Origin of the sequence: Bacillus cereus group sp. BfR-BA-01524, assembly GCF_022662595.1 — a bacterium.
Taxonomy (GTDB): Bacteria; Bacillota; Bacilli; order Bacillales; family Bacillaceae_G; genus Bacillus_A; species Bacillus_A thuringiensis_S.
Genome location: NZ_JAKUDW010000021.1, coordinates 17,568 through 31,612, shown reverse-complemented (window position 1 = coordinate 31,612; position 14,045 = coordinate 17,568). Strand labels below are relative to the sequence as shown.

Here is a 14,045-nt window from a genome sequence, read left to right as displayed (position 1 = left end):
CTTCTACTATAACAGCAAAAAACGAAATTCCGCTTAGCAGCAAATTAGATTCTCTTATTTGACATGCATTTCATCTATGAAACTGAAAAGAAGGATGAAAAATGCATATTTGCCTCCATTTTTCAGATTAATTTGGAATTCTTTTATGATAAGCTATATGTAAAGATTAAACATAAAACATAAAGGATGATTCGTATGCAAATAAGACCAAAGATAAGTGAATATAACTCCTATTATGCAACGTATACCAACTTAGTATCAGACGGAAATATCATACATATTCTAGAACAACAAATGAAGGAAACAAATCTTTTATTAAAGGGAATTTCTGATAGTGAGGGACTTTTCCGGTATGCTCCTACTAAATGGAGTATAAAAGAAGTAATCGGTCATATAGCAGATACAGAAAGGATTATGGCGTATCGATTGCTATCTATCGCTCGAGGCGAGACAGCAGAACTTCCAGGCTATAATGATGATATGTATGTTCTTAGAGCTGCTTTTGATAAGCAATCTATGCAAGATCTTCTTGGAAATTTAATAGTTGTTCGCCAATCTACCCTGTATTTACTTAGAAGCTTAGATAAAGAAGCTTGGTCTCAAAGAGGAAATGCGAACAATTCTGAAGTTACAGTTCGTGCATTAGCATACATCATTGCTGGTCATGAGTTTCATCATCTTCAAATAATAAAAGAACGTTACCTTGGTTCTGATGCATATCCAGCAAGTTAATATTTAAAGAAAAAGAATCCTATTTATGTAGGGCTCTTTTTCAGTATTTATAACGGATTAACGCTTAGAAACATGGCAATTAAATGCATTTATTAATAAAATTCACCACATAATATATATGCTATCCCCTCTTATTCTGTACATAATTTTCTTTGGGCTGATATACTATAAATACAATAGTTCTGGAAAGGTGATGATATTATGTATGAACAACAAAATAATAGAGATAGAGATCAAAAAATGATGTTTTCTATGCAGGGAGTTCCCTCAAATAAAATTAACATGAATCAATTACCTAAATGGATTAGAATTTTTGGCTATTGTGCGTTTGGTTGGATAATAGTATTTTGTTTAATTATGATTGTAGGTTTAATTCTGCAATAACTATACAGATACACAGTTAAACGGGACAGTATTTAGATTATATATCTAGGTAATGTCTCGTTTTTTTATGTGTGATTATCCCATGATATAGATAACCAATTATAATAAAAAGAACTTGTAGAATATCCTACAAGTTCTTTTTCAAATATTATTAAAACGGGAACAACAAACTATTTTAACATTCAGTACAGGGAGACCATTTTGGTTATGGCTTGATTTTATTATAAATCAAATATAAGCTTTTGAAAGAGATAGATTTTGAAAATTATGTGAATTGAACAGTTATGATGTTTATATTAGATTTCATTTACGACCAACTTCTTCTTACTTAAATACACTGCACGATCTGATTTTTTAGCAACCTCCTGTGAGTGCGTCACAACAATAATGCATTTATTCTCTTTATGTGCAAGTTCTTGAAACAGTTCTATTATATCCATTGCGGTTTCCTCGTCGAGGTTTCCTGTCGGCTCATCTGCAATTAGTAAATCAACATTACACGATAGTGCTCGAGCAATTGCTACACGCTGTTGTTGTCCACCGCTTAGTTGCAGGACGTTTCGTTTCGCTTCAGCTTCTGAGAGTCCTACCCTTTCTAATAATTCTAATGCTCTTGCTGTTTTATTTTGCACTTTAACACCTGTAATTTCCATTGCTGTTAAGACGTTTTGAAGAGCGGTCATATAGGTAATTAAGTTATAAGATTGGAAAATTACAGATACATTTTGATTACGGTATCGATCCAAACCAATTTTTCTAATATCTTTGCCATTATACAGTACATAACCATTTTTAGGGACATCCAGTCCACAACCTAAACTTAGAGTTGTGGTTTTACCAGATCCAGATGGTCCTAAAATCGTGTAGAAATGTCCTTTTTGAAAAGAAAAGTTAACATTATCTAGTATCGCTACATTTTTTCCATTACTTTCATAATAATAATCCAAATTTTTAAACTGTAAAATCGTCTCCATATCGATCCTCCTCATTCATCTTTTAAAAGAATTTGTTTTGGGTTTAAACGTAGAATAGATAATGCTGGAAGAAGCGTTGCTATTATAGCAATAGCTAGTCCAATTCCACCCATTTTCCCTACATCTTCTCCTGTTACACTTACATCAATTTTATCAATCGGATCTTCTTTTTGATTTTGTAGAGTACCACCAGATCCAGCCATCATTACAGTACCATGTTGCGAGGTATCTGTTTCTTCGCTTGCAGTAGCTATTTCATTCGAAAGTAAATTATCCCCGATATATTGAGAAACTTTAGCTCCTGTTGTTATGGATAATCCAAATGCTAAAATAGCGACACATACTACTTCTACTACGAACTGTGCCATCAGTTTCCACTTTTTCTCTCCAATGGACAATAGAATTCCCATTTCTTTACGACGTCCTTTAATTGATAGCATAATGATTAATCCTAAAATAATCGCACCTGCAATCGATACAATATAAATAATCATTTGAGAAGTCGAAGAGATATTTTCGATAGGACCAATCATTTGCTTGTACAATGAATCATGCGCATCTAATTTATAATAATTAAAATCAATATTAGATTTTTTTGCTTCTTTTTTAAATGCATCAATATATTGTGGGTCATTCAAGAAATACACGACTTGAACACTACTTATACCTTGATCCACTTCTAATTTTTTCATAGTTGAATGTGGCATATATAGTTTATTAGCCGGATCCATTATAGGAGGAGCCTGTTGACTCATTGCTTGCTCATTGGTTTCGTAAATACCGATAATTTCAACCTCAAGGGTTTCCTTCTTATCCCCTGATTGTACTTTAACTTTGTCTCCTACTTTCAAATTGTTTAATTCCGCTAATCGTTTTTCCATTAAAGCTACATTCTGATCCTTCATTTGCTCTGTAATTGGTTTTCCATCAATGATTTTACTTTTTCCGTTTTTAAAGCTTTCTTGTAATGCAGTCTTGCGAACTCCCTCAATCATAAAAGAAGCATTCATATCTATTTCTGTACCAGAGCTTGAACCGCCTCGCACAGCCGCCATTCCCGCTTTACCTTCTTCTTTTCCTTCTGAAGCTCCTACTAGTTTAAGTCCATCAGAAATACCGAAAGTGTTAGCTATGTAATTATAGTCTTTTACATACTTGGACTTTGCTAATTGATCTGTTTCTTTTGTATCGAGCTGCGGCGGATTTGGCATTTCTCCAGTTTCCTTAGCTTTTTGACCTAATTTGTCGAAATCAAGACCTAAAGTAACATCTGCACCAAGTTTTTTTCTTGCAGCATCCGCTGCTTTTTTTGATGCATTTTGGATTGTGAAACCTGAAAGAACCAAATTTGTAACAATCAGAAAAACTGCCATCAAAATTAATGATGTTCCTATCCTTTTTTTCATACTGAGAATTGCTCGTTTCATAAAATTCATTTTTTCTTACCTCCTTGATATCTTGTATTCTATATAGGTTATCTAGAGTTTATATGGAGCTAATCGGTAGTTTAACTAGAGATATAAGGAGTTTATGTGTAGTTATTTACCTGTTTCAGAAAAGCTAGAACACAAATTCAAAAACGCAGCCGTTTTTGAATATTGGTAAGGAGTTATTCCGTTTAATAAATTTATATAAAAGGTTAAGATTAATTTAATGTATGTAGCACAAAAAATATTTACTGTGTAATTTCTATACAATAAATATAGAGAAACCTATTTGGATATCTATAATAGGGATTTTAATATAGTTACTGTATCTCATACAAATCACGTCACTTTAAAAGGTGCATCTTTTAATACGAAAATAAGCAATTTAATATTCTCTTATATGAATAAGAATATTAAATTGCTTTTTAGATTTTAGTATAATTTATTTATAGTTTTATTTTATTGCAAGCTTTATAATATGATATGCAAATTTATCACCTACTATTAGGAAAAGAGAATATTTTATAATTAATTTACACCATAAATTTTGTCCATGTTTTAAACAATATGTATTTTGGAGGAGGTTAATTTGATTTTTTCAAAACTCATTGATCGGTACGCCTTATATGATTTACACAAAAAAAGAAGTGTAGCGTTTCAGTATACTTCCCTTTCTAACACTTCATTAAATATAAAGGACATAGAATCTTTTTATAAAGTAAAACCATCCTATATTCATTTTGACATTAAGCATTCAAAACAGGAAAAGGAATACATGGCTGGGCAATTCAAATATAAAAGCTCAGTTCAATCCGGTGATTCACGCAACGACTCTGTAACTGGGGAATTATTCTTACATAAAACTGAAGATGCACCTCATGTTATCTTTGTTCACGGTTGGAGAATGGATTCTAACGAACGTGTGAAAAAAATATTCCACGATCATATGACCAGCCTGAAGTGGAATATGTATTATTTCACTCTACCCTATCATTTTGAAAGAAAACCCGATCAATCCTTTTTCAGTGGAGAGTATATGGTAAGTGCAAATATTGAACGAACAGTACAAGCAACTAGACAAGCGGTAGCTGATTTACGAGCTTTGATCAAATGGATTAAAGCAAATAAAAATGGTCCCCTGATTCTAATAGGAATTAGTTTAGGTGGATTTATTACTAACTTAACCTCTCTTGTTGAAGAAGAAATTGATGTGTTAGCATCCATTTTCTATGCAAATCGACTCTCTTATTCAATTTGGAATACAACTCCAGGTAAGTTTATTAGAGAAGACTTGGAACATCATGGTGTTACGTATGATGATTTAATAGATTATTGGAAAATCACTGAACCGAGTCAAGCATTACCAAAAGTACAAAAAGAAAATATTTTATTAATTTCAGGTAAGCACGATCTATATGTGCATTCTGAGGATACAGACTACTTGTGGGAAGCTTGGGAAAAACCTACACGATATATTTATACATGTGGGCATGCCGGAATCGTTCTTAAACGTAAAAAAATTGCCGCTGATACTATCAATTTTATTCAAAATCGATTGAACGCCCCGCACTTATCCAATGACAGGTCTTAAATTGTGAGATTACTAAGTAAGGGATAGTACCAACATTCGTACACTAAGATTCTTTCAACATAAAGATTGTTGATAACTTATACGTGTCAGTATGCTGGTGTTACTTTAAATACAAAGAGCATGTTTTAAACAAATGATAATAACATGCTCTAAACTTATCTATTTATTTTTATTTCTTACAGATATCTATAGATAATATTGAAACATCTCATGTATTAAAAAGTGTTCCCTGCAGTGCTTTTATGTATCGATCTGCTGACTTCTGAACAGCAAGGTCCACATGCTTTGACACGACTCGATGAAAAGCATTATAAATACGGTTGAATGGTAGCCCTTATACTATATCCGTCAGCTATTTTACTTTACTAGCAGTGGATGTAGATAACTGTACATGAAACTCACTCACTGACAGTTGGCAATCACTTGAAAAATATCACCTGTTAGCAAAATGTCTTAATATAATTTCCACCTTTCCAGTGTAAAACAGTTCTTCCTTTAAAATGACCTCCAAGACGATTTAATGTAATGACATTTGTTAATTCAAAAGACTCACATACTTGTATACTCAAAATCCCTTTGATTTGTTTTTTGATGGTAAAACATGTTTCTCTACTCTTTCATATAGAGTAAGCAACTTCTTGATAGAAGAAAATTTCGGTACTAACCAATACGAAAATAACGCTGAAACACATCCTATTAAAGCCCCTATTGCAACATCAAAAGGATAATGAACTCCTACCCAAATACGAGAGATCGCTACACAAAATGCAAGTATAAGCCATAACCACCCAATCTTTTTACGAACAAGCCAAAATGAAAAACAAATCGAAAAAAAGAGAATCGTATGGTCACTAGGAAATGAATTATCTATAGCATGATTGACAAGTTTATTAACATCAGGCAATACTGCAAACGGTTGATAATTCAAATGAAATTTCCCTGCTATTTTCCCGATTATCTCAGCAATTACAAAAGCAACCAGCGCTTGAATAACCATCATTCTACTTTTTCTGGACCCAGTAAACCAATAAGCTAAAATAATTAAAGCAAAAATATATACCATATATTCTGCCAAAAATACCACAGCTGAGTTTAGGAATGAATATTGTTTACCTAAATCATTAATTGCTCGAAATATATCAATATTAAATTGAGAAAAAGACATTTCAAATCCCTCCTTTTTAGTAAGGTGTTTTACTGATTTCCATATACTTTCATTACATAAATAGTTTTGGTTATTGTATCTATCTAAAAATATCAACCTCTTATGACATCACTTTCTTCTTTTTCACTTTAATAAAAAAAGAAAAAGGAAAACATCGAACTTTCTTACAAACATTCATGCATTCTTACAGTTTTGTCATTTTCTTGTCATTTTGTAAATAGGTTCATCGTCTTGCCTTTTGCTACTTTCAAGAACTCTTATATCTACAATTATGGAAACCCTAATTTCACATGAAAAAGAGAAGAACCTTGGTGAGTTCTTCTCTTTTTGTTTATTGAATTGTAATATAATTACAGTATGTGAAATTATATTATTTTAACTTTAAAACAAATGAACTTAATGCAGGAACTTTAATTTTATTGTCATGGACAACATAAAGTGGTTTACTTCCCGCCTGCTTCCCGTCTACTAGTACTTTCCAAGGCCCTTTCGATGGAAGTGTTATTTCAACCGCTTCTCTATTTGCATTGTGAGCCACCGTAAAGTATTCATTTTTATTCCCCTCTATTGTATAAGCTACCGTATTTTTCGGGGCACCTATAAATGAAACTTGTGTTTTTATTTGCGCTGCAGATGTCATTCGAAAAGCTGCGTATTTTTTGCGTAAATCTATTAATCCCTTCATATAATCTACTTCATTATTAAACGTTGCACGGCGCAGCCAATCCATCTGGTTAATTGAATCTGGAGATTTGTAACTATTATGATCACCATATTTCGTACGCATAAACTCTTGCCCTGCATGTAAGAATGGAATACCTTGTGATGTTAATAAAATCGAAGAAGACAATTTGTGCATTTGTTTTCGCACTTCTTCGTTATCACCTGAATTAGTCAACTCAAGTTTATCCCATAATGTATAATTGTCATGCGCTTCCACATAAGTTAGTACCTGTTCCGGATCTTGATAAGTAGACAAATTTGTATCGTAGTCAATACCTGCTGTAATGCCTTTTTTAATACGATCTTCCATGTTTTGCTTTCCATTTACAAATCCATTTTCTTTCTCCTCAAATACACTACCTTTCAATCCATCACGTATATCATCGTTGAAATGTGCAATCCCTTTCATTTTCTCCGCATTTTTTTGATTTGCTTTCAACTCAGCTGCAAGAGGTGTATTTAAATCCCAGCCTTCTCCATGCAGTATAATAGAAGGGTCAATTTGATTAACAGCTTTACGTATTTCATTCATCGTTTCATAATCATGAATACCCATTAAATCAAAACGGAATCCATCTAAATTGTATTCTTTTGCCCAATATGTGACGGACTCTACCATAAACTTCCTCATCATTTTTCTTTCTGAAGCAGTATCATTTCCTACACCGGTTCCATTTGCAAATGTTCCATCTTCATTGTAACGATAATAATAACCTGGAACTAACTTATGGAAATTAGATTCAGCAGCGTTATACATATGGTTATATACTACATCCATTACCACACGAAGATTATTATCATGTAGTGTTTGAACCATTTGCTTTAATTCAGTTATTCGAACAGTTGGCTCATAAGGATTTGTAGAATAGGAGCCTTCTGGAACGTTGAAATTTTTAGGATCATATCCCCAGTTATATTGCGGTTCATTTAAAGTCTCTTCATTTACAGAAGCATAATCAAATATCGGTAAAAACTGAACGTGAGTAACACCTAAATCCTTTATATGATCAAGTCCTGTTTTTACACCTTCTGGCCCTTTTGTTCCTTTTTCTGTTACACCTAAATACTTCCCTTTCTGTTTAATGCCACTTTCAGGTTGGATGGAAAGATCGCGTACATGTAACTCATAAATAATAGCATCTTCCGGATTTTTAAATTTTGGCTTTTTGTTTACTTTCCATTTTTTTGGATTTGTTTCTTCTAAATTAACGACTGCACCTTTATCCCCATTTACAGAAGCAGCACGCACATATGGATCAACTGCTTCAGTCCACTTATCACCAATTTTGATCTTATACGTATAAAAGAGCCCTTTTTGGTTCCCTTTTAATTCTGATGTCCAAGTTCCCTTTTCACCTTGTTGCATGTTTATTTCAGTACCTATTTTATCGTTCCATTTTTTATATGTAACTAACTTTGCTTCACGTGCAGTAGGAGCCCATAAACGGAACTTTGTATGTTGCGCGGTATATGTATTCCCTAAATCGTTACCACTATAATAAAATAAATTATCAAATTCCTCGCTACGAATGACTTTACCAATTTCAGTATTCGTATCAGCTAAATTTTCTATTTTAACTTTGTATGTTTGTTTTAAATCAATTTTCTGTTCCGTAATTATTTTAACCTTATTAGTAATATCTCCACTGTTTATATCATAAGGACTAATATTCTTAATTTTAATGCCTTCAATTTCAATTTTCTTTTCCTTAATATTAAATGGGACATTAGTCGTTACAGTAATTTCATGGAAACTATCAATAGTTGCTTTTTGAATTGAGAGATCTGAAGAAGGCTTAGAGTTATATACTTTTTCATCACCCGAAAGAATCCATACTTCAGCACGACCATCCTTTATATTTTCAATCCAACGATCTCCACCATCTTTTTCCCATTCATTTGTTCGAACTATAAATCCTACACGATTATAGTCACCGTCTATTTTTATCTTAGCGTATTTTCCAAATTCATCTTCACCAGTAAATTCATAAGATGTACCATTTGCATTTTGACCCCATAACCAAAGATTCCAGTCTTTTGTATTTCCAAGCTTCTCTTTGTAATGAATGATAACTTCAGTTGTTTTCGAATTTGAAACTGCCCTCACACCCTGAAAGGAGAAAACAGATGATAACATAACGATTAAAGTAAGTAATAAAACTGTTTTGTTAATTAATCTTTTTGTAATTTGCACCACATACACCCTTTCTTCAAATATTACTAGCGATTTATTATGCTTACACTGAATAACACTTCTTAAATTAATCTAGAAATCTCTTTTAATTCACCTCCATATTGGCTATTTTCACGTATGTATTTCAATGACCTTTTAATAAGAAAACGTTTGCATTAATAGTTAAAAAAATAGATTTGTGTATGCCCTCATATATTTGTAAATGCTAAAAGATCAGGGAAATCATTTTAAAGCAATCGTTTGTTATCGCTTTCATTTTATAGACTTTCTATCAAGAGGTCAATATATTATTAATTTTCTGTTTTTACATATTTTAAACCTTATTTATTTGTCGCAACTTCTTACAGATAACGCACCTAATTATTGCTTAGTCAGTTTATTTTCAATAATACATAGCTACGTAAAAAAACAGCTAATATCCTTAAAATGATACTAGCTGTTTTTCATAATGTATTAATATATGAATGATGACTATATTTCTAAATTACTTAATTTTTGCTGCATCAAATGCCTTTTGAACTGCTTGAACTTCAGCTGTATTCGCACCATATTTATTAGTTGCCACTCGAATACATGCTGATCTCAATTCTTTGAAATTAGAAGTCATGTTTAACTCATCAGTATTTGCATAATAGAAAATATCAAACATTTTATCTTCACCAATTCCTTTAACAGTTACTCCGTTATGAGTACCGCCTTTTGCAATGAGATACGCAACTTTATTAATAATACTTGAATTAAAATGAACACCGCCTTGATCCCATCCATTAAAATCGTTAAATTCACTGTAATCATCTGGATAAGGTACTCCTAGTGAAGATGGAACAGAAGCTGGGTTTTCCATATCACGGAAAACAGATCCTGTTTGTTCTCCCATTGTCCAGTTAAAGTTTCCATTATTTACGTATTTCTCAATAGATGTTCCCATAATATCAGATAGTGCCTCATTAATCGCACCAGATTCCCCGTAATATTCAAGATTAGATTCGCTAGAAGTAACAGCATGTGTAAATTCATGTCCAGCTACGTCATATGCTTTAACAATAGGATCACCATATACAAGCATACTTCCATTATTAGCACTTAATGCATTCTGCCAATTCTTCGGATCATTCGTCTCTTCAGAATCCCAAGCATGTACAACTGAAACTACCTTTTGTCCCTTATTATCAAAGCTATTACGCTTGTATTTATCTTTATAAAAATCAAATACTTTTGTTGCTAAGTAATGAGCACTTACCGCTTTTGGATCGTTAAATGTTGCCGAAGTACTAGTCGCTAATGTACCAGGATAATAGCTTTCTTCTTTAGTAATATCTTTGTAATTCACATCATATGTTTCAATTCCTTGCCCTCTTGTATAATCAGCAAGAGCATATTTGCCATTACTTTGTTTAGAGATACCAAATGAACGATTAATACCTAAATCATCTTTTCCTGTTCCAGTTAATGATGTAAGACTGCTTTGTTTACTTTTCTTTAAAGCTCCAACTAGTTTGTCACTGGCTTTTAAGTTAGATTCTTGTACCATATTTTTTAACATATCACCATTTTGTGCATTTACTAAATAAGTACCAGAAACATAGTTTGGTGTTGCAGCTTCAAATTTAACTTGGTATGCATTTTTAGCTTGTCCATTATTTTCATCAACAAAAATAACCTCTTTAACTTCTGGCTCAGTAATAAACTTGATATCGTTCCCGTACTTCGTATAAATAAATTGTTTTGCTTCATCTTTTGATAGATTAATAGGTTTTTTCAATTCTTCTTGTTTTAAATTTTGCGCACTATCACCTGAAACACTTTTAATAACACCATTATTATCTACATGTGCAGTTAATTGATGGCCATATACTTCTTTCCCTTCGTATGTTTGCTGCATACGTACAAGTGTAGTTCCATCATACGAACCACGTTTTTGAAGGACTTTATAATCTACTCCTGCTTCTCCATTGACTTGTTTTTGGGACAGAGCTTGCTCTGTTTTCTCCTTAAGTGCATCCTTTACTACATTTTCTGGTTCCTTTTGTGACGGTTGTGTAAGTTCACCCGAACGGAACGATTCTTCCTGAATTTGAACTTGTAACTGATCTGTTTCCTCTGCATGACCTACCCCATATGGTGCCACAGCTGTTAAAGCTAATCCTGTTGTTAATGCTACCTTAGTTAATGTCTTTGTGTTTTTCATTATTTCACCTCGTATAATTTTTGAAATAGAAAGCTTGTACAAAGTATACTGTCTATTTCTGTCGGAAAAAAGAGAAAATACACAATTTATGTAACATTATGCAAAATTACATAAATTGTGGTCAATATTATAAATAATGAACGGAACACATATGAACATTAATTTGAATAAAAAAGAGTCCTTTTAGGCGCTCATCCAATTGGTTAATTATTAATTATCTATATTCATTCTAATAAAAGTACACTTACATCTAAATAACAACATAAAAACCCACTCTTTACTATTGTAAGAGTGGGTTTAATGCTATTAAAATAACAATTACTATAAGAAACCTTATAATTTATATTTTTTTAGTAATCCTACTAAGTTTTTTGTAAAATTCACCTTTTGTTTTTATATGCTTAAACTGATTGGGATTAATATTTGCTTTTTGTGAGAGTGCTACAATCTCTTCTTTTGTAATTGAATCTTTCGTATTTATAGATGCTATATTTGTGTATTTTCCGTCTTCTGTTTTTGGAATTTCTAAAATCCCTTTATTCACAAGATCAACTACAGCCTTATGCTCTGAAGAATGTAAATCTACACCAGTAATTTTCCAATTATGCATAACTTTTGGTGTGTATACACCGTTCTTTACCTCTTTTAAATATGTAATAGCAAGGTTACGAATGGTTCCACCTGTTTCTCCGAATGCATTCTCTTGTTTAGATGACCAAATTTGTTCAAACTTACGCCCCTCTAAAGCTCCCCCTTTTGCCTGAAGAGCCTCCATTCTATATGCATTCATTCCCAGCGTCATAACATCGCTCATTTTGATTGGTTTGTTTGTACGAATAGAGCGTAAATTTGTAATTCTGCTTCCGTATGGTTTTGTTAAGTCAATTTCGTATTTTACGCCTCCAAAGAAATCGTTCGTACTGTATTTAGATGCACGGCGGGTTTTATCAAAGCTAACGGTTACATCTCCGGCACGAGATGAGTTAAAATATCCTGCTGCCCATTCCATATAGTCTTTTAAATCTTTTCCAGAAATCTTATATACTGTAATTTCTCCCAAGGCATATTGGTAATTGTACGCAATATCTTTTTTCTTAATAGGACCTGTATCCAAACGGGCATAATCATTATCAATTTGATGGGCTACTACATCTGCTTTACTGTAGTAGAGCATGACTTCATGAAAGAAATCTGATAAAGGTGTTTCTTGAATCTGAACACTTGGAATACCCTTTATTTCATTTTCAGGAACAAGATTTCTACCCTTTAATTGAGCGACTACAACATTTGCATCTCCTCTCGCATATTCGTGAAAAGGTGTTAGTGTTTCTTCAAGTGTAGGATCAGATAATATCGTTGTTCCATCAGCATTTTTTACAGGTATAGCGGTAGCAGTTTTATCTTTTAATACCAACTTCCCATCTTGCTTTATAAAAGTAAGATCAATACGTGAAATATGTGTTCCATATTTATCTGGCTCTGTAATAATTACGCCATTTACAATTTCTTTTTTTACAAGTTTATGCATGTGAGCCGCAAAAATAGCGCTTAGTTCCGGACAAGCATTTGCAATATCTTGAACACCAGTACCAGGGATACCATTCTCATTTTCTAATCCCATATGCATAACTCCTACCATTACATCTACTTTACCTTCTAATTCCTTAATTGCCTTTTTCGTCTCTTCTACCGGATTTTTCACCACTAAACCATCTAAGTGATCTGTCCCTTTTTCAAAATCACTAATCATTGGTGTATTCATACCAATAATCCCAACTCTAATTCCACCTTTTTCTACAATTGTATATGCAGGAAGAAAGCGCTCTCCATTTTCCTTATAAATATTACCTGCTAACGTTTTTCCCTTATATTGCTCACTAACTTTTTTCAATGTATCTAATCCAAAGTTGAATTCATGATTTCCAAATGACCAGGCGTCATATCCCATTGTATTCATCGCTACCATCATTGGCGATTGTGGCTTATCGTTGAATAATTCTACTGAGTTTCCTTGAATTGTATCCCCGGCATCTACTAATATGGTATTTGGATTTTCTTGACGGACCTTCTTTATAACTGTATAAAGCTGCGTCAAACTTCCACTCATATTTGCTCCATCAAGTGCATAATCCCAAGGCATAAATCTACCATGAATATCTGCAGTACCTAACAATGTAATATTAACTTCAGATTCCTCAGCCTTAGAGATAGGTGGTTTGACTATGACTGCTGTTCCGAGCAGTAATAGAATTACAAAGTAACATACATAGTTCTTCCATTTCATTCTTTGCATAATAATAATATTTCTCCCCTTTTTGTACTTTCGTAAAGTTGTTTGAACTTTAAAAATGTAACTTATTATTCGGGAAACTTCAACTACAAAAAATAATTTTGAAGGTGGTTCTGTTGCAAAAATAAAGAGAATAAATTGCATACATCCCCTAACAGAATTGTATTTTATCGTTTCCTGACAGAATACCCCTTCCTTAAGGGTGTGAAGTGTACTTTCAAAATAAGGACATATCATTCATCATCATTTCAATTTATTAAAACGGGCATATACAATATGTTATGATGATTAATTTTTTGAATTTCGTTGCTGATTTATTTCCTTCTAAATAAAAACACTTTCAAAAAAATAACCCCGCTCTTCATTTAAGACGGGGT

The 14,045-nt window shown here is 32.7% G+C and carries 9 protein-coding genes; 3 read left to right on the top strand and 6 right to left on the bottom strand.

Going from position 1 to position 14,045, the window contains the following annotated elements; all coding sequences use genetic code 11:
- Positions 1–195: 195 nt before the first annotated feature.
- Both MR170_RS09835 and MR170_RS09830 read left to right on the top strand, forming a co-directional pair.
- Entirely contained in the window at positions 196–732 is a 537-nt protein-coding gene (locus tag MR170_RS09835) for a DinB family protein (protein ID WP_242308149.1), read from the top strand.
- Positions 733–933: 201 nt separating this feature from the next.
- Entirely contained in the window at positions 934–1,116 is a 183-nt protein-coding gene (locus tag MR170_RS09830) for a hypothetical protein (RefSeq protein WP_029442500.1), read from the top strand.
- A gap of 296 nt (positions 1,117–1,412) precedes the next feature.
- Here MR170_RS09830 and MR170_RS09825 read toward each other — a convergent pair whose 3' ends face one another.
- Together MR170_RS09825 and MR170_RS09820 are read right to left on the bottom strand one after the other, a co-directional pair.
- Complete coding sequence (locus MR170_RS09825) at positions 1,413–2,090, bottom strand: ABC transporter ATP-binding protein (protein ID WP_000447852.1); 678 nt, start codon at positions 2,088–2,090, stop codon at positions 1,413–1,415.
- 11 nt (positions 2,091–2,101) lie between these two features.
- Positions 2,102–3,526, bottom strand: coding sequence for an ABC transporter permease (locus MR170_RS09820; protein WP_098139608.1), 1,425 nt, complete (start codon positions 3,524–3,526; stop codon positions 2,102–2,104).
- 580 nt (positions 3,527–4,106) lie between these two features.
- Here MR170_RS09820 and MR170_RS09815 point away from each other — a divergent pair.
- Positions 4,107–5,108 (top strand): alpha/beta hydrolase, encoded by a 1,002-nt coding sequence (locus tag MR170_RS09815; RefSeq protein WP_242308147.1) that lies wholly within the window; start codon positions 4,107–4,109, stop codon positions 5,106–5,108.
- Between the two features lie 565 nt (positions 5,109–5,673).
- Here the strand turns inward: MR170_RS09815 and MR170_RS09805 are convergent.
- The 4 genes from MR170_RS09805 to MR170_RS09790 all read right to left on the bottom strand — a co-directional run bounded on the left by MR170_RS09805 (position 5,674) and on the right by MR170_RS09790 (position 13,671).
- On the bottom strand, positions 5,674–6,273 hold the full coding sequence (locus MR170_RS09805; RefSeq protein ID WP_242308145.1) for an undecaprenyl-diphosphatase: 600 nt from the start codon (positions 6,271–6,273) through the stop codon (positions 5,674–5,676).
- Between the two features lie 370 nt (positions 6,274–6,643).
- Complete coding sequence (gene pulA, locus MR170_RS09800; protein ID WP_242308143.1) at positions 6,644–9,190, bottom strand: type I pullulanase; 2,547 nt, start codon at positions 9,188–9,190, stop codon at positions 6,644–6,646.
- 484 nt (positions 9,191–9,674) lie between these two features.
- On the bottom strand, positions 9,675–11,378 hold the full coding sequence (locus MR170_RS09795) for a M4 family metallopeptidase (RefSeq protein WP_242308141.1): 1,704 nt from the start codon (positions 11,376–11,378) through the stop codon (positions 9,675–9,677).
- 340 nt (positions 11,379–11,718) lie between these two features.
- Positions 11,719–13,671: a bifunctional metallophosphatase/5'-nucleotidase gene (locus tag MR170_RS09790; RefSeq protein ID WP_242308139.1), complete on the bottom strand. Its 1,953-nt coding sequence runs from the start codon at positions 13,669–13,671 to the stop codon at positions 11,719–11,721.
- Positions 13,672–14,045 lie beyond the last annotated feature (374 nt).

Coding starts and splice junctions, on each gene's coding strand:
- MR170_RS09835 (WP_242308149.1), top strand. CDS start 196: ATGCAAATAAGACCAAAGATAAGTGAATATAACTCCTATTATGCAACG.
- MR170_RS09830 (WP_029442500.1), top strand. CDS start 934: ATGTATGAACAACAAAATAATAGAGATAGAGATCAAAAAATGATGTTT.
- MR170_RS09825 (WP_000447852.1), bottom strand. CDS start 2,090: ATGGAGACGATTTTACAGTTTAAAAATTTGGATTATTATTATGAAAGT.
- MR170_RS09820 (WP_098139608.1), bottom strand. CDS start 3,526: ATGAATTTTATGAAACGAGCAATTCTCAGTATGAAAAAAAGGATAGGA.
- MR170_RS09805 (WP_242308145.1), bottom strand. CDS start 6,273: ATGTCTTTTTCTCAATTTAATATTGATATATTTCGAGCAATTAATGAT.
- MR170_RS09795 (WP_242308141.1), bottom strand. CDS start 11,378: ATGAAAAACACAAAGACATTAACTAAGGTAGCATTAACAACAGGATTA.
- MR170_RS09790 (WP_242308139.1), bottom strand. CDS start 13,671: ATGCAAAGAATGAAATGGAAGAACTATGTATGTTACTTTGTAATTCTA.